Raw genomic sequence first — 16,431 nt, 5'->3', positions numbered from 1 at the left:
CTGATCAACCGAAGGTGTGCGCAAGCACATTTGGGAATAGTTGCATGGACTCCCACGCCAGGCTCCTTAGCATCAAGCCACCAGACCTGTCTGTTCTGCCATGTCAAATCCAACCACGATCATTGATGCATTCCTGACCAAGGGTGCCCAGCTATTTCGCGAGCGGCCCTTCGGGCCATTGCCATCACCGGAAGAAGCACTGGACGAGCTTCCGATTCCAACACTGGTCTATCTGCGATGGTTGGCTTCAACGGGCGCCTTCATCGATCAGGCGGTGGGATCGACCATCGCCCGGTCAAATTTCCCAATGGAACTCGTCGCAAACCTGCAGGCGGCATTTCATGGTGAGATTCCCGGCAACGCTCTCAGTGAGGATGCACTGGGCTTCACTGTCGAGTACTTCAGTCCACGCGCCACCTACCTCTCTGACTTCTTTTCGTTGTTCCCTCAAGACGCCATGCCTTCGCCGGACGCCATGTGGGACAAACAGGAGCAGGTGTACGCAATTATCGACTCCCGTCTGCAGTCATGGCGCAACGGCGAGCCCATCGTCCGGGCGGTCATCCCCAATGCCGATCAACAAGGACACGCCGAACCGGCTACGCCGCTGGACGCTGACGTCTGGATCACGATGCTCGCAACGCTATCGAATGCTGCGGTCACCCACGAAGGTGACCGTGCATATGCCAACCACTTCTGCAGGCCACTGACGAAACCACCGTCAGTAGAAGTCGTCCTTGCGGTCATGAGGGAATTCCTTCGGAACCCGCCATATGACGCGTCGATCATGTGTGCAGCCGAGAACTTCCTGTCGGACATTCCGCTCTCCCGCTACATCAAAGCCTATTCCATCCTCGCACCTGAACTGCTGGACCGTTCTTCAGATGCCGCGCTCAATCTGTTTGATTATCCAGGTTGTGAACTGACGCCACGTCAGATACGGCAGTTCATCAAGGAACTCAGGCGGTGCAATCCCGGCCGCGATGTGGTCGGAGAGCTGGCCCAGCTGGCTATTGAGTGGGATTCGGAGGACGACGAGACATTTTCAATCGTCATCGAAGCAGCGCAGAAGCAAGGGTAGGTCCAGGAGCCGCACGTACCGGCTCCCTCCCTGATTCAATCGCGAGCGACCATACCTTCGGCGCGGCTGTAAACACGCAGGCGATGACCATCCGGATCGGCGCCGACGAAGGTGTGGCCGAACTCCAGCGTCACCGGCGCCTGCAGGATCTGCACGCCGAGTGCGCGCCACGCATCGTGCGTCTGCTGCACGGCGTTGGGGTTGGCGACCACCATCGCCAGTTCCGCGGCACCGGCCTGCGCGGACACCGGTGGCTGCACGTCATCGCGCTGCCACAGGCCCAGCGCGGCACCATCGCCGAGCAGGAACAGGGCAAAGCCGGGCGACTGCTCGACCGGCGGCTTGTCGAGGATGCCGCTGTAGAAGGTGGCGCTGGTGGCGACGTCGCGCACGTACTGCAGCAGGGTGCTGGGCTTGAACATGGGGAAGCTCCGTTGTTGGGAGCGATCATGGTGGTATGGGCCTGCTGACAGTTTCTGTCAGCAGATTCGACTGTCGGTAGAGTCGACTGTTAGTCGACTGCTCCTCCTTCAGCCTGCTTGAAACCCCGCGCTGCGCGCGACAGTCGGCCGTCGGTAGAGTCGACTGTTAGTCGACTGCTCTTCCTTCGGCCTGCTTGAACCCCCGCGCTGCGCGCGATAGTCGACCGTCGGTAGAGTCGACTGTTAGTCGACTACTCTTCCTTCAGCCTGCTTGAACCCCCGCGCTGCGCGCGATAGTCGACTAACAGTCGACTCTACACCCCTTGCTCCCCGCTGTTGCTGTGGCTATGAGCGATCCAGCCAGTCGGGTGCAATGCCCTGCGCCTTCTGCCAGCGCCGCAGCAGGGTGGCGCGTGGCACGAGGTAGTGATCCTCCAGCACACGCGCCTGGCGGATGCGGTCCAGACGGAAATGGCGGAAATCCTCGCGGCTCTCGCACCACGCCGCCAGCATCGGCACCTCATCGAAGTAGCCCAGCGCGAACGGCCAGACGATGCGCTCGCTGCGCTGGCCGTGCGCATCCTCGTAGCCGAACTTCAGGCGCTGCTGTGAACCCACTGCTTCGCGCACGGCCTGCAGACGCGCAGCCGGCACCTTGGCCGCAGCGCGCGAAGGGCCAACGCGCAGGCCACTGTCACGCAAGGCTTCCCGGCGCGCTGCTGGCAGCACATGCGCGATGCGCGCCAGGGCATCACGTGCGGCCTCGGCCAGCGCCGGCTCGGTGCGCGCGGCGACCCAGCGCAGGCCGAGCACCAGCGCATCGATCTCGGCCGGCGGCAGGGTCATCGGTGGCAGGGTGTCGCTCGGCGCCAGCTGGTAGCCAACGCCGGCCTCGCCACGCAGGTCAGCGCCCTGCTCACGCAGGGTCTCGATATCGCGGTACAGCGTGCGCAGGCTGATGCCCAGCGCTTCGGCCAGCGTCTGCCCGGCCACCGGCCGCCGATGGCGGCGCAGCAGCTGCAGCAACTGGGTCAGGCGCAGCGCACGTGACATCAGCCGACCAGTGCGCTCGATGCAACCACGTGCTCACCCGGCTGCGGGGCCAGCGCGGACTCGACCAGTGCCTTGGCGATCTCGCTCGCCGGGTTGATCCGCCACGCCCGTGGCAACACCGGCCCCAATGCACCCAACATCGTCAGGGCCAGGCGCTCGCCACGACGCACCTCGTTGCGCTCGCCCCCGATCAGCCCTGGACGAACCAGGGTCAACGCGTTGAAGCCCAGCGCGCGCAGGTCACGCTCCAGCTCGCCCTTCACCCGGCTGTAGAAGATCGACGACTGTGGATTGGCGCCGGCCGCGGAATTCAGCACATAAGTCTGTGCACCCTGTGCCTGCGCCAGGCGGGCGAAGGCCAACGGGTAGTCATGATCGATGCGATGGAAGGCCTCGCGGCTGCCGGCCTGGGCAATGGTGCTGCCGAGCGCGCAGATGACCGCGTCCACGCGCGCCCATGCTGGCGAAGTGGGCAACGCGTCGAAGGCCAGTACCGGGTTCTCCAGCTTCCCGTGGGTCATGCCCAACGGGCGGCGGGTGGGCGCCACCACGTCACTGCAGCGCGGGTCGTCCAGCAGCCGGGGCAGGGCCAGCCCGCCGACCAGGCCGGTCGCCCCCAGCAACATCACGCGCATCACCACCTCCACTGCGGCATCCTGTCGCCCATCCTAGCCGTTCAAGCCGTCGGCGGCCGCGCCGATATGCTGGAACCAGTCCCTGCCAGCCCCCAGGATTCGCTCCATGACGGACCAGCCCGACCACCGCCCTGCCCCCGGTACCGCCCTTGGGCCGCCGGCACGCGTGCGCGCGGTGGTGGACGATGGGCTGGGCGACCGCGTGGTACTGCAGGGCGGTGGTGCCGTGGCACTGCAGCAGCTGTTCGCCGGCGCCGACGCGCCGGAACCGCTGCTGGCCGCCTTCGCCAACGGTATGGCCACCCTGCCCGGCGAACTGGGTGACATGGGCGACCGCCTGCAGTCGGCGCAGGCCAGTGCCGATTGGCCGCGCTACGGGCGCGCGATGCGGCAGCTGATCGACAAGTACATCCGCACCATCGAACAGCATTCGCCGGACGGACAGCCGGAAAGCCTGCGCCTGTCCGAGCAGCTGCGGCTGCTGCTGGGTGGCGCGGTGGTGGCCCTGCTGCAGCACGACCCGGATCTGCGCGAACAAGCGCAGGCGCTGGCCACGCGCCTGCGCCAGTGGCAGCCGGGTACCGCACTGGAGCCGATCGAACAGGGCGTGCGCGAACTCGGGCACCAGGTCGGCGTGCGTGCCGAGAGCTGGCAGGAGCAGCAGGCGCTGCTGCTGGAACTGTTCGCGCTGCTGTTGGAAAACGTGAGCGAGCTGCTGGACGACCGCAGTTGGCTGCAGGGCCAGATCGCGGCGGTGCGCCAGCTGCTGGACGGGCCGCTGGAAGCCGAGGCAGTCGAGCGCACCCGTGCCGAACTGCGCGAAGTGATCTACAAGCAGGGCCTGCTGCGCCAGGGCATCGACGATTCGAAGGCGGCGATGCGCGGGTTGATGGGCGAGTTCATCGAGCGCATGGATGGCATGGCCACCAGCACCGGCGAATACCACGACCGCATCGGCAGCTACGCACTGCAGCTGCGCGAGGCGCGTAGCATCGCCGACCTCAACCAGCTGCTGCAGGACGTGATGCGCGACACCGGCAAGGTACAGCAGCAGGCCGCGCAGGCCCGCGATCACCTGGCCAATGCGCGGCAGGAAGTGGAACGCGCCGAACAGCGCATTGCCGAGCTGGAGCAGGAACTGCGTGCCGCCGGTGACCTGGCGCGCATCGATCCGCTGACCCAGGCGCTGAACCGCCGCGGCCTGGACGAACTGCTGCAGCGTGAACTGGCGCGTGCTGCGCGCAACAACTCACCGCTGGGCGTGGCGGTGATCGACCTGGATGATTTCCACCTGACCAACGAGGCGCACGGCCACGCCGGCGGCGATGCGTTGCTGCAGCACCTGGTGGCCGTTTGCAGGCTGCTGCTGCGCGCCACTGACGGCATCGCACGGCTGGGTGGCGACGAGTTCGTGCTGGTGCTGCCGGAAACCCAGGGTGCCGACAGCATGGCCACCGTGCAGCGCCTGCAACGCTCACTGGCGCACCGTGTGCTGACCGTGCAGGACCGGCGCGTGCCGGTGCACTTCAGCGCCGGGCTGGCGCAATGGCAGCCGGGCGACGATACCGAGGCTTTGCTGCGCCGTGCGGATGACGCGTTGTATGCGGCCAAGCGACAGGGCAAGAACCGCGTGCAGGCGGGCTGACCGTCCGGCCCGTCGCGAACCGCTTTGGTAGGTGCCAACCTTGGTTGGCACGCGCGCCAAACAAAGCGCCGACCAAGGTCGGCCTCTACCGGGGAACCCGCCGGCGATGATCCCGACCCCCCTGAACCGCTTTGGTAGGTGCCAACCTTGGTTGGCACACGCGGGAAACGAAGCGCCGACCAAGGTCGGCCTCTACCTGGGAACCCGCCGGCGACGATGCCGACCACCCTGAACCGCTTTGGTAGGTGCCAACCTTGGTTGGCACACGCAGGAAACGAAGCGCCGACCAAGGTCGGCCTCTACCTTGCGACCCGCCGGTGATTACTTGCCGCGCAGCTTCTGGAACCCGGTCACGGCCGCGAGCACGATGGCGCCGGCGATGATGCCGACCACCATGTTACCCACCGCGCTGACCAGCCAGCCCCACTGCCCCTCGCCGCCCATCGCCTGTACTGCGTGGTGCAGCGCCGGTACGTTGTGCACCAGGATGCCTCCGCCCACCAGGAACATGGCAATGGTGCCGGCCACCGACAGGAACTTCATCAGCCACGGCGCCGAGGCCACCAGGCCGCGACCGAAGGCGGCCACGGCCCCACCCTTGCGCGACAGGTACAGGCCGACGTCATCAAGCTTCACGATGCCCGCCACCAGCCCATAGACGAAGACCGTCATCGCCAGTGCAACCACGGCCAGCGTGACCAGCTGGTTGGTGAACGATGCCGTGGCGACCACGCCCAGGGTCAGTACGATGATCTCGGCCGAGAGGATGAAGTCGGTGCGGATCGCGCCTTTCACCTTGTCCTTCTCCCACGCCACCATGTCCACCTGCGCGTCGGCCAGCGCCTTGCGCCGCTCGGCCTGATGCTCGGCGTCGTCCTCGGCTGAGTGCAGGAACCGGTGCGCCAGCTTCTCAACGCCCTCAAAGCACAGGAACGCGCCGCCGATCATCATCAGCGGCACGATCAGCGGCACGTTCCAGCCGCGGCTGTGCAGCCAGGCCTCCAGCGCACTGATCGCCAATGCTGCGGGCACCAGGATCACCTTGTTGACCAGCGAGCCCTTGGCCACCGCCCACACCACCGGCAGTTCGCGGTTGGCGTTGACCCCGGTGACCTGCTGCGCGTTCAGCGCCAGGTCGTCGCCCAGCACGCCGGCGGTTTTCTTCGCCGCGACCTTGGTCAGGACCGAGACATCGTCGAGGAGGGTGGCGATATCGTCGAGCAGGGCGAACAGGCTGGCACCGGCCATGGGGAGTCCAGAGAGGGAATGAGCGGATTCTGACCGATCCGGTGTGGACTGCGGAAGACGTCGGATTCACCGCGTGCCCACCGCCCCCCGGCGACACTGCGGAATCCGGACATCGCCGGCCCGTGGCCGGCGCTACCTGTCTTCGTCGCATGGGAGTTCCGCTTGAGCAATCCGCCCACCGCCAATGGCAATCCTCCGCTGGTCAAAGGCATGAACCGGCGCAGCCAGATCCTGCGCCTGCTGATGCGCTATCGCCATTCAGGGGTGTTCTCGGGCATGAACCTGGATGCCGCGGGCAATCCAGCCGATGTTCCCGCGGACGGCAACCCGGAACAGTTCGTCAGCGACCTGGAAGCGCTGGGCCCGACCTTCGTCAAGCTGGGCCAGATGCTGTCCACGCGCCCGGACATGGTGCCGGTGGAGTTCGCCACAGCCCTGGAGCGCATGCAGGAAAAGGTGGCCGAGATTCCGGTCGAGCGCATCCATGCGATCGTCGAGCAGGAGCTGGGCGCACCGGTGAACAAGCTGTTCGCCTCATTCGATCCCGAACCGCTGGGCTGTGCCTCGATCGCGCAGGTGCATCGCGCGGTGCTGCACGACGGACGCCAGGTGGCAGTGAAAGTGCAGAAGCCTGAAGTGGCTGCACAACTTCGCTCGGACCTGGAGGCGCTGCGCAGCTTCGCGCTGGCCGCCGACCACCTGACCCAGGTGGGCCGCCGCGTGCGCCTGCGCGACTGGCTCAACGAGTTCGCAAAGACCCTGATGCAGGAGCTGGACTACCACGCCGAGGCCGAGAACCTGGCCCGTTTCGGCCGACACCTGAAGCCGTTCCGCCGCCTGTGGATTCCGCAACCGCTGTGGGACTACAGCAGCCAGCGCGTGCTGACCATGGAACTGGCCACCGGCGTGCGCGTGGATGCGATTCCCGATGTGCGCCGCACCGAACAATCGATGGACCCGCTGGCGGCGGCTCTGATCCGCGGCTACCTGGACCAGATCTTCGTGCACGGCGAGATCCACGCCGACCCGCACCCCGGCAACCTGCGGGTGATGCCCGATGGACGGCTGGCGATCTTCGACCTGGGCATGGTCGCGCACATGCCGCCGCGCCTGCGCGAGCGGCTGCTGAAGATCCTGTTCGCCGCAGTCGATGGCCGTGGCGAGGAAGTAGCCGACGATCTGATCAGCATCAGCACGCGGCTGGAGGCCTTCGACGAAGAGCGCTACCTGCGCGAGACCGGCCAGCTGATCGCGCGCTACGCCGCCAGCGGCAGTTTCTCCGAAGGCCGCGTGGTGCTGGACATGGTGCGCATCGCCACCGCCTGCGGCCTGCGCACCCCGCCGGAACTGAGCCTGCTCGGCAAGGCGCTGCTCAACCTGGAAACCGTATGCCGCTTGCTGGCACCGGACCTGGATACCCGCCGTATCGTCGAACGCCAGCTGCAGCACGTGATGCGTGCGCGCCTGAAGAAGTCCCTGTCGGCAGCCAACATCGCCAGCGAGGCGATGGAGCTGCAGCAGCTGCTGCGCGATGGGCCGCGCAAGCTGTCGGACATCATGGCGCTGCTGGCCGAGAACCGTCTGCAGATGAAGGTGACGGGCCTGGAAGAATCGCGGCTGATGGAGAACCTGCAGAAGATCGCCAACCGCGTGGCGGCCGGCATCATCAGCGCGGCATTGATCATGGCCGCCGCGATGATGATGAAGATCGACACCGGCTGGCATCTGTTCGGCTACCCGCTCATCGCCCTGATTCTGTTGTTCATCGGCGTAGTGCTCGGCCTTGGCATCGTGACCAGTGCATTGCTGTTCGATCGTCGCGCGCGGGCACGCGAAGAGCGCGGGCATCGCTAGCGAATCTACGAAAACACCCGTATTCATGCGGTTTTTAATGCAATCCAACGAAGCCTTTCACGCTCGTTTTACCTTCTGAGCGCGATTTCGCGCGCGTCATTTGAACAAACATTTCAGTCAGGTTCGTGCATGCACTATCGGGTCATCGGCCTGTCACATGCATGTGCTTGCGGCAGCGCCGGTCGGATGGACACGCGTCGGTACGACGTCCATCACCACCACCCCGTCACTGCCGAAGCTGCCTATGCTCTGGATACTGCTGCTGTCGTTGTTGCTGCTGTGCTGGTTGTTCCTCGCGTCCGGCAAATGGGTGTGGTGGAAGGCCAGTGCGTTCTCGCTGCTGCTGCTCACGCTCAGCGCATGGTGGCTGATCGACAAGCTGTCCGGTGATGGGCTCAACGCCGCCACGCTGTACCACCTCGGCGCCGACATGGAAGGCGCCGGAGTCTCCGACTTCAAGGGCTACATCGCCGGCTTCATCGTGCTGGCGCTGGTCTCGCTGCTGCCGCTGTTCGCCACGCGGGTGAAGCGCTGGCGCCGGCCCGGCCACGGTGGCGTGCTGTTCGCGGGCTTCGCGGCCGTGTGGGTGGCCACGATCATGATCAGCCCGCTGGCCCGCGACGGCCAACGCCTGTACCAGCAGCTGCGCCCGGTCGACTTCGCCCGCATCGCCCCCGAATACCAGGTACCGACGCAGCCGCTGCAGCGCCCGCGCAACATCGTCTGGATCTACGGCGAGAGCCTGGAGCGCACCTACCTGGACGAAAACGTATTCCCGGGCCTGATGCCCAATCTCAACCGGCTGGCGTCCGAGTCGCTGGACGTGCGCAACCTGGCCTCGGCCGAGGGCAGCGGCTGGACCATTGCCGGCCTGGTGTCGTCGATGTGCGGCGTGCCGCTGACCACTTCGCAGGGCGATGAGAACAGCATGGACCGGATGGGCAGCTTCCTGCCCAAGGCGGTGTGCCTGGGCGACTACCTGAAGCAGCAGGGCTATACCAACCATTACCTGGGCGGGGCCAACGGCCAGTTCGCCGGCAAGGGCCAGTTCCTGGCCAGCCACGGTTTTGACGAAGTGCATGACCTCGCCTGGTTCAAGCAGCAGAAAAAGATCGGACGCATCCACTACTCCGCCTGGGGCGTGCACGACGACGTGCTGCTGGATACCGCCTACCAGCGCTTCGAACAGCTCTCGCGCGCCGGCTCGCCGTTCATGCTCACCACGCTCACCATGGACACCCACCACCCGGCGGGCCATCTGCCGGTGTCGTGCAAGGGCGAGCGCTACCAGAGCCAGTACGGCAACATCAACATGCTCAACGCGCTCAAGTGCAGTGACCGGCTGATCTCGCAGCTGGTCGAACGCATCCAGGCCAGCCCGTACGGCAAGGACACGCTGATCGTGATCGCCTCCGACCACCTGGCGATGCCCAACGATCTGACCCACATCCTGACCCGGCAGAAGCGCGAGAACCTGCTGCTGTTCCTGGGCGATGGCATTGCGCCGCAGCAGCTCAGCGCCGACGCCGGCACCACTCTGGATTCGGGTGCGACCCTGCTCAGCCTGCTGGACCCGAACCTGAAGACGATGGGCTTTGGCCGTTCACTGATCGATACCCAGCGCGCGCCCAGCGCCAGCGTGGCCACCCAGCGTGATGGCGGCCGAGACTACCCGCAGTACCTCGCCTTCGCCCGCTCGCTGTGGCTGGGTGAGCCGACCCGCGAACTGAGGATCGACGGCGACGACCAGGTGGTGGTCGGCCTGCAGCACGTGCAACCGCCGGTGCTGCTGGAATATGACAAGGACTGGGGATTGAAGTCGGTGTATCTGGAGAACACCTCGCGCCAGTTTGATGATGCAGACCCGGACAACACCCTGGCCTATGTCGACCGCTGCACCGCGTTCGAGGATGGCTCGGCCGATGGCGACTGGTGCGCCCTGCTGGTCAACCGCGACAACGGCATCAAGCTGTACCGTGACAACGACCTGCGTGGCGGCATTGCCGTGGATGCACCGCTGGACGCATTCCAGGGCCCGCGCCCGAGCGTGCGCCAGGCGCACATGATCACCCAGAAGGGTCGCCGCACCCGCGCCGGCCAGTACATGCTGCAGCTGGTGGCGAGCACGCGCCCCGATCGTGGTTTCTGGATCGAAGCGGTGTCCTCGCAGCGCAAGGTGGTGCTGGCCCAGCAGTGGGTGCAGCCCGATGCCAACGGCAAGATCAACGTGTCGTTCGGGCTGGACCACGAAGTGGATGATCTGGAAATCCGCGCGTGGTTGAACCATGCCGAGAAGCTGGCAGTGGACACGTTCGCACTGGTGCCCTCGCGCGGCCGACCGCGGGGGTAGGGTTCTTTGCAGGGCTGCGCCCTGCACCCGTGGTAGTTCCGGCCGCTGGCCGGCCACCTCAGAAGCAACGGCAACAGCGGGCATTCCGTGGTTTGGCGGGGTGGGTCCGGTTGCGGGGGACGCTGCAAGTCCCCCTTCCGGGGCCTGGCCCAGCCGCTGGCGGCTGTGCGTTCGGGCGCTTGCGAAGCAGTGCTTCGCAAGCAAAGCGCCCTCCCCCATGTAAGCTCGGTCGCCGCATCCATGCGGCTCACGCCCCCGCAACCGGACCCACACCGCCTTCGACAGTTTGCTGCGGTCTGTTGGACATGCCGATGGGATCAGATCCGTTTTCCGGAGGAAAACGGATCTGATCCCAGATTGATTTCGATATCTGACAGAAATGTCGACCAAGGTCGACACCTACCGACAGCCGCAGGAATCTGTCAGAGGTGGGGCGGTGTCGGAGTGTGGGGTGTCAGCCGCATGGATGCGGCTGCCAAGCCTCCATGGACGGATTCACGGCGTCCCCGCACTCCGACACCGCCCCGCCAAACCACGGAATGCCTGCGGTTGCGGTTGCTTCTGAGGTTGCCGGCCAGCGGCCGGCACTACCACGGGTGCAGGGCGCAGCCCTGCAGAACACCCCCTACTCCTGCGGATCGCGGGTGATGTGGATATCGGTCGGGGTCGACAGCGGAATGTTCCGCTCCGCCAGTATCTGCAGCAGGCTGAAGTACAGATCGCTGCGGGTGGCGTAGACCTGCCGCGGGCTGGCCACGTACGCGAAGCTGTTGATGGTGATCTGGCCACCGGCAATGCTGTCGATGTAGACCGTCGGCGCCGGCTGCTTCAGCACGTTGGTATGCGCGGTGTACGCATCCAGCAACGCCTGCCGCAGGTTGCCGACATCGGTGCTGGGCGGCACCGCGAACTGGATCTGGATGCGGCCCTGGTTGTTGCCCATCGTCATGTTGCGCACGGTCTTGGTGACCAGCTCGGAGTTGGGCACGATCAGCGTCGACTTGTCGCCCACCTGGATCTCGGTCGAACGCAGGCTGATGCGGCGGATGTCGCCCTCCTGGTCGCCCAGCTTCACCCAGTCGCCGATCTTCACCGGGCGCTCGGCCAGCAGGATCAGGCCGGAGACGAAGTTCTGGGTGATCACCTGCAGGCCAAAACCGATACCCACTGACAGCGCACTGACCAGCAACGCCAGCTTGCTCAGCTGCAGGCCCATCGCGCTCAGCGCCCAGATCACCGCGATGATGATGCCCACGTAACGGGCAACCGTACTGACCGAATTGCGTGCGCCCAGATCCAGTTCGGTCTTGGGCAGGTAGGTGTCGGTCAGCCAGCGCTGCACCAGCTGGGTGATCGCCAGGCCGGCCAGCAGCGCCAGTACCGCCAACACGATCCCCGCCGGTGCCAGCTTGGTGCCACCGATATCGAATCCGGTCGTGAACAGTGAAGTGAAGCGCTCCACCACCGCGCCGATGTTGCCGAACGGTGCCACCAGGGCCAGCAGCGCGATCAGTACGACGATGGTACGCAACGCCGCCGACAGCAGCACGCCGGCCTGCTCCAGCCGCGATACGCTCAGGCCGGTGCTGAGCAGGATGGTCTGGCCAACCTTGCTGTCGGCGTTGAGCATCCAGGTGCTCAGGTCATCGACGAACTTGAACAGCAGGGTCGCGGCCAGCACTACGATGCTGCCGCCGATCAGCTGTTGGTTCACGAACTTGGCGAAGTTCAGGTAGCCCAGCAATGTGGCGATGATGGCCGCCACCACCGCAATGTTGCCCGCTACCCGGGCCAGTACCAGCCAGCTGCTGCGACGCACCGGCGTGGCCGCGCCCACGCCATCGGCCTGTGCCTCCAGCTTGGCCTCGGCCTCGGCGGTCTGCCGGCGATGCAGGCGTGCCAGGGTCACCAGCATGGCCATGATCAGGCCGAGGTAGGTCAGCGCAATCAGGCCGTCCAGCGCCACCGTGGTGACGTCGCTGGTACGCGTGGCCTGATCGAGGGCGACCAGCACCGTGCTCAGCCAGGCCAGCGCCGCCGCGCCCCACGCGTACTTGCGCAGCTTGAGTGCGGCGGTGTCATCCAGATTCAGCAAACGCCACGACGGACGCTTGGGTACCAGCATGCACGCGCTGAGCGCCGCAATGAAGGCGGCGCGGAAGGTGGCCGTCTCCAGGCCGTCGGCCACCACCTGCAGGCGCGGCGCGATTGCATCGATCGCATCGAGCGCTGCCATCAGCACCACCACGGCATAGCCGGGCAGCAGCGTACCGACCAGCAGCAGCCACATGGCCAGGCCGGATCGCCGCAGGCGACCGTCCGGCGCACGCTCGGACGCCGCAAAGCGCCGCCCCAGCCTGCGCAGCCACAGCCGCAGCGGGAACATCATCACCAGCGCGGCCAGCAGGCCCAGCAACGGCGTGCCCCAGCCATTGGCCCGGACACCAGCAACAAACGTATCGCGCCCCTGCTCGGCCAACGGCGCAACGCGTGCGATATCGATCGGCAGGCGCTCGGCCACCTTGCTCCACAGCGCCGGAGACAACGGCGAGGCGACCTTCTTCCCCATGTCTTCGGCGCGTTGCGCAGTGCGCTGCTGGTCGATGTCGGCTGCCAGCTGCTGGGCACGCACGGCACTGGCCTTGGCCTGCGCTACCGACGCGGCCAGGCCGTCGCGCTGTTTGGTGATGGTGCGTCGTTGCGCGGCCAGTTCCGGCGGTTCGGTGGTGCCTTCCGCAGGCGTGCCCAGCTGCGCCAGCTGTTCGCTGATCCGATCCAGCTGCGGCTGCAACGCCTTCTCCAGCGCTTCGGCATCGCGCCGGGCCTGCGAGGCATTCTCGGACAGCATCGCCAGTGTCTCGATGGCCTCTGCATCGCCCCGCTTGCGCTCGACCTCCTTCAGCCTGGAATCGATGTCCGCCAGTTGCTGCTTCGGCGTGGGGTCCTCATCCTGGGCCAGCACCGGTGCGGACAGCAGGAAGGCAGTGCACAGCAGCAGGGCCAGCCAAGGCCCCCGTGCACGGATCGATCGCAGGAAAGAAGACACGCCAGCCACACCGTTTCGCGCGGACCACCGCGCCTGCGCGCGACTATACGGCACAGGCGGTAAAGGCCGGATGGTGGGGCAGAGGACCACACCCACCGCGATGGGAGCTTCGACGGGGTGATGGCGCGGGGTGGTCACGACGGGGCGATAACGGCCTGGCGATTGCGGCGGGGTGATCGTGGCCGGGCGAATCGACTCTATCCCGTCGGTTCACCCCGCCTGCGTTTCCGCGCGCACGCACGCCACGCCGGCGAAGTCAGTACTTCAGGCGCAGCTCTTCCACGACCGGCTGCTGCAGCGCGTACCAGTCCTGGAACTCTTCCTCGGTGATCTCATCGGGCGCATACACCGCCACCGGGTGCCAGTCGTGGTCGGTGGGCAGCGGCTGGCGCGGGCCGGCACGCAGGCTGTAGCTGACGCCCTCGTAGTCGACCAGGTCATCAACCTGCGGCCACTGCTCGCGTGCGAACGCGGATTCACTCTTCAACAGGATTACCTGGTACATCGGCACCTCCACCTCGGTTGGATCAGGAAAACACGGCGCTGGCGGCAGCATACCGCCACGCCGGTGACAACGGCCACGCCGCAGCGGCGACGGAACGTTCTGGACACGGCCATCGCCCCGGCTTCACCCGCCCATGGCAAGGCCATCGGCATCGTGGAGGCCCACCCCTGCCACGACCGCCGATGACCGACCACCCGCCGCTGAAGACCGTCGCCGACCTCAAGCTGCCCCGCTACCTGGGCACCTGGTACGAAATCGCACGCCTGCCGATGCGCCACGAGCCGGAAGGCTGCACCGACGTGTCGGCGCACTACACCCTGCTCGACAACGGCAACGTCGGCGTCACCAACCGCTGCCGCATGGACGGCGACGTCGAGGAAGCCACCGGCGAGGCCTGTGCCATCGACAACGACAGCGCGCGGCTGGAGGTGAGCTTCCTGCCCAAGGGTCTGCGCTGGTTGCCGTTCGCCAAGGGCGACTACTGGGTGATCCAGGTCGCTCCGGACTACAGCGTGGCGCTGGTCGGCAGCCCGGACCGCAAGTACCTGTGGCTGCTGGCCCGCGAACCGCAGCTGGACGCCACCGTGCAGGATCATTATCTGGCCACCGCCCGCCTGCAGGGCTTCGATCTGTCCGAACTGATCCACACCCCGCACACCGGTCGCCCCACAGCCTGAGCCGCCCACTCATGGACCTGAAGAGTGGCTACCCGTGGTGGGCGGTGCGCAACGGCCTGATCCACGCCTTCCCACCGCTGGCGCGGGATCTGCGCTGCGACGTGCTGGTGGTCGGCGGCGGCATCACCGGTTCGCTGATTGCCGACGAGTTGTCCGGGCATGGCCACGACGTGGCGGTGATCGAGCAGCGTGACATCGGCTGGGGCAGCACCGCTGCCAGCACCGCGCTGCTGCAGTACGAGATCGACACCCACCTGCTGGAACTGGCCCAGCGCTATGGCCAAGACGCCGCGGCGCTTGCCTACCGGGCGTGTGCGGAAGCAATCCCAGCGCTGGGCGACGTGGCACGCGGGTTGAAGGACGTGGATTTCCAGCGCATGGACAGCCTGTACCTGGCCAGCCGCCATCGCGACGTTCCGCGCCTGATGGCCGAAGGTGAGGCGCGGCGCAGCATCGGCCTGGATGCCCGTTGGCTGGGCCCGGAGGCACTGCAGGAACGCTTCGACGTGGACGCCGGTGGTGCCCTGCTCACGCGCCAGGCGGCGCGGGTCGATCCGTATCGGCTGACCTATGCGCTGCTGCAGCGCCTGCGTCGGCGCGGCGGCCACGTGCATGACCGCACGGTGCTGCACAGCCTCGATGCCACTGCGCGCGGGGTGACCGCCCGTACCGAAGACGGTGCCACCATCCGCGCCCGCCACGTGGTGCTGGCCATGGGCTATGCCAACCAGCGCTGGCTCAAGCAACGGGTTGCACGCGACCGCAGCAGCTACGCCTTCATCACCGATCCCATCGATGCGGACGTGCTTGGCCGGCTGCGCACCACCATGGTGTGGGAGAGCGCCCGCCCCTACCTGTACCTGCGCGCCACAGGCGACCGTCGCCTGCTGGTGGGCGGGCTGGACGACGCCATCGACATCCCCGCCCGCCGCGACCGGCGCGTTCAGAGCAAGGCCGACAAGCTGATGAAGCAGCTGCTGCATTGGTTCCCACGGCTGGACCCGGTGCCGGCGTTTTCCTGGGCCGGCACCTTCGCCGAAACGGCGGACGGCCTGCCGTTCTTCGGCCCGCACGATCAGTGGGGGCCGCGGGTGCACTTCGCCATGGCCTACGGCGGCAACGGCATCACCTATTCGATGATCGGCGCGCAGCTGCTGCGGGCCGGGATCGAGCGGCGGGCGCATCCGCTGGCGGGGCTGTTCGGGTTCGGGCGCTTGTAGCCTGCAGCCAGGCATGGCCTGGCTCTACCGCGAGCGGGCGCCGACAGGCATCATTCAAGCAGCCCCTGCTAGCGTCGGCCTGTACCGCCGCGTGTTGCGCGGCCATCTGTCCGCTAGAGCACCGTCATGATCCGCCCCCTGACCCTGCTGCTGTGCCTGGCCCTGCCGGGAACCGTGCTGGCCCAGTCCGCCGCCGGCGCCACCGCGCCGCAGGCTGCCGGCCTGGACCTGACGCTGCCGCAGGCGCCGATGCGCTACCTCAACGACCCGGCCCTGCAGCAGGATCCGCCGGGCACGTACTACGGTGACAAGAGCGGCCCGCGCGTACACGACGACGCGAAGATCGCCGACGTCACCGACGACAAGGTCAAGGTATCCGGCAGCTTCACCACCGGCATCGGCTATTCCAAGAACGGTGGCAACAGCCACTACAACGCCGCCACGCTGAACCTGAGCAAGAACTACACCACCGATGAGGGCAAGACCCACGGGGTCAACGTCAACATCCACGTGAGCGAAGGCAAGGGCCCGGGCTTCTTCGGCCCGTACGGCGGCTACTACGGCCGCGGCCCGGGCTATTGGGATTACCCGCCGCCGTTTGGCTGGTAACGCCCCGCGTCGGGCCTGGGCCGACCAAGGTCGGCCACTATCGCTGCGTACGCTTGGTAGGTGTCGACCTTGCATGTGCCGGTGGG

The 16,431-nt window shown here is 66.6% G+C and carries 12 protein-coding genes and 1 pseudogene; 7 read left to right on the top strand and 6 right to left on the bottom strand.

From position 1 onward, the window contains the following. The first annotated feature begins 100 nt into the window (after positions 1–100). On the top strand, positions 101–1,081 hold the full coding sequence (locus tag AC5P8Y_RS10460; protein WP_239502966.1) for a hypothetical protein: 981 nt from the start codon (positions 101–103) through the stop codon (positions 1,079–1,081). Between the two features lie 35 nt (positions 1,082–1,116). Here the strand turns inward: AC5P8Y_RS10460 and AC5P8Y_RS10455 are convergent, their stop codons facing one another. From AC5P8Y_RS10455 to AC5P8Y_RS10445, 3 genes are all read right to left on the bottom strand, one after another. After that, complete coding sequence (locus tag AC5P8Y_RS10455; RefSeq protein ID WP_049402780.1) at positions 1,117–1,503, bottom strand: VOC family protein; 387 nt, start codon at positions 1,501–1,503, stop codon at positions 1,117–1,119. Positions 1,504–1,848: 345 nt separating this feature from the next. Beyond that, positions 1,849–2,556: a helix-turn-helix transcriptional regulator gene (locus tag AC5P8Y_RS10450; protein WP_049454149.1), complete on the bottom strand. Its 708-nt coding sequence runs from the start codon at positions 2,554–2,556 to the stop codon at positions 1,849–1,851. Continuing rightward, positions 2,556–3,191: a Rossmann-fold NAD(P)-binding domain-containing protein gene (locus AC5P8Y_RS10445; protein WP_231522943.1), complete on the bottom strand. Its 636-nt coding sequence runs from the start codon at positions 3,189–3,191 to the stop codon at positions 2,556–2,558. The genes AC5P8Y_RS10450 and AC5P8Y_RS10445 overlap by 1 nt, the downstream gene beginning before the upstream one ends. A gap of 106 nt (positions 3,192–3,297) precedes the next feature. On the opposite strand from AC5P8Y_RS10445, the gene AC5P8Y_RS10440 reads away from it, so the two are divergent. After that, on the top strand, positions 3,298–4,836 hold the full coding sequence (locus AC5P8Y_RS10440) for a GGDEF domain-containing protein (protein WP_033833889.1): 1,539 nt from the start codon (positions 3,298–3,300) through the stop codon (positions 4,834–4,836). Between the two features lie 321 nt (positions 4,837–5,157). Here the strand turns inward: AC5P8Y_RS10440 and AC5P8Y_RS10435 are convergent, their stop codons facing one another. Continuing rightward, positions 5,158–6,084, bottom strand: a complete 927-nt coding sequence (locus AC5P8Y_RS10435; RefSeq protein WP_005411357.1) for a DUF808 domain-containing protein — start codon at positions 6,082–6,084, stop codon at positions 5,158–5,160. A 207-nt stretch (positions 6,085–6,291) separates the two neighbouring features. On the opposite strand from AC5P8Y_RS10435, the pseudogene AC5P8Y_RS10430 reads away from it, so the two are divergent. Continuing rightward, positions 6,292–7,938, top strand: a pseudogene (locus AC5P8Y_RS10430) (ABC1 kinase family protein); the annotation flags it as partial. 244 nt (positions 7,939–8,182) lie between these two features. After that, a complete protein-coding gene (locus AC5P8Y_RS10425; protein WP_049433497.1) occupies positions 8,183–10,288 on the top strand; it encodes a phosphoglycerol transferase I in 2,106 nt (701 codons plus the stop codon). A gap of 625 nt (positions 10,289–10,913) precedes the next feature. Here the strand turns inward: AC5P8Y_RS10425 and AC5P8Y_RS10420 are convergent. Beyond that, the gene (locus tag AC5P8Y_RS10420) at positions 10,914–13,343 is read right to left on the bottom strand and encodes a DUF3772 domain-containing protein (RefSeq protein WP_049397258.1); all 2,430 of its coding nucleotides are present in this window, start codon (positions 13,341–13,343) and stop codon (positions 10,914–10,916) included. 247 nt (positions 13,344–13,590) lie between these two features. After that, positions 13,591–13,839, bottom strand: coding sequence for a hypothetical protein (locus tag AC5P8Y_RS10415; RefSeq protein WP_033834858.1), 249 nt, complete (start codon positions 13,837–13,839; stop codon positions 13,591–13,593). 182 nt (positions 13,840–14,021) lie between these two features. Between AC5P8Y_RS10415 and AC5P8Y_RS10410 the strand changes: the two genes are divergently transcribed. The 3 genes from AC5P8Y_RS10410 to AC5P8Y_RS10400 all read left to right on the top strand — a co-directional run bounded on the left by AC5P8Y_RS10410 (position 14,022) and on the right by AC5P8Y_RS10400 (position 16,345). Continuing rightward, entirely contained in the window at positions 14,022–14,516 is a 495-nt protein-coding gene (locus AC5P8Y_RS10410) for a lipocalin family protein (RefSeq protein ID WP_012481467.1), read from the top strand. Between the two features lie 11 nt (positions 14,517–14,527). Beyond that, positions 14,528–15,736 carry an NAD(P)/FAD-dependent oxidoreductase gene (locus AC5P8Y_RS10405; RefSeq protein WP_033834859.1) on the top strand — a complete coding sequence of 403 codons (1,209 nt, stop codon included), beginning with the start codon at positions 14,528–14,530 and terminating at the stop codon, positions 15,734–15,736. A 126-nt stretch (positions 15,737–15,862) separates the two neighbouring features. Further along, a complete protein-coding gene (locus AC5P8Y_RS10400) occupies positions 15,863–16,345 on the top strand; it encodes a hypothetical protein (RefSeq protein WP_005411364.1) in 483 nt (160 codons plus the stop codon). Positions 16,346–16,431 lie beyond the last annotated feature (86 nt).

This window comes from Stenotrophomonas sp. YJH_SMC_12-1 (assembly GCF_059370935.1).
Note: the sequence above shows the minus strand (reverse complement) of the source record. Positions and strands in the feature narration are given on the sequence as shown.

What these genes read in the sequence shown, in the direction of transcription:
- AC5P8Y_RS10435 (WP_005411357.1), bottom strand. Translation starts at nt 6,084, where the DNA reads ATGGCCGGTGCCAGCCTGTTCGCCCTGCTCGACGATATCGCCACCCTC.
- AC5P8Y_RS10400 (WP_005411364.1), top strand. Translation starts at nt 15,863, where the DNA reads ATGATCCGCCCCCTGACCCTGCTGCTGTGCCTGGCCCTGCCGGGAACC.
- AC5P8Y_RS10440 (WP_033833889.1), top strand. Translation starts at nt 3,298, where the DNA reads ATGACGGACCAGCCCGACCACCGCCCTGCCCCCGGTACCGCCCTTGGG.
- AC5P8Y_RS10415 (WP_033834858.1), bottom strand. Translation starts at nt 13,839, where the DNA reads ATGTACCAGGTAATCCTGTTGAAGAGTGAATCCGCGTTCGCACGCGAG.
- AC5P8Y_RS10410 (WP_012481467.1), top strand. Translation starts at nt 14,022, where the DNA reads ATGACCGACCACCCGCCGCTGAAGACCGTCGCCGACCTCAAGCTGCCC.
- AC5P8Y_RS10450 (WP_049454149.1), bottom strand. Translation starts at nt 2,556, where the DNA reads ATGTCACGTGCGCTGCGCCTGACCCAGTTGCTGCAGCTGCTGCGCCGC.
- AC5P8Y_RS10455 (WP_049402780.1), bottom strand. Translation starts at nt 1,503, where the DNA reads ATGTTCAAGCCCAGCACCCTGCTGCAGTACGTGCGCGACGTCGCCACC.
- AC5P8Y_RS10460 (WP_239502966.1), top strand. Translation starts at nt 101, where the DNA reads ATGTCAAATCCAACCACGATCATTGATGCATTCCTGACCAAGGGTGCC.
- AC5P8Y_RS10445 (WP_231522943.1), bottom strand. Translation starts at nt 3,191, where the DNA reads ATGCGCGTGATGTTGCTGGGGGCGACCGGCCTGGTCGGCGGGCTGGCC.
- AC5P8Y_RS10405 (WP_033834859.1), top strand. Translation starts at nt 14,528, where the DNA reads ATGGACCTGAAGAGTGGCTACCCGTGGTGGGCGGTGCGCAACGGCCTG.
- AC5P8Y_RS10425 (WP_049433497.1), top strand. Translation starts at nt 8,183, where the DNA reads ATGCTCTGGATACTGCTGCTGTCGTTGTTGCTGCTGTGCTGGTTGTTC.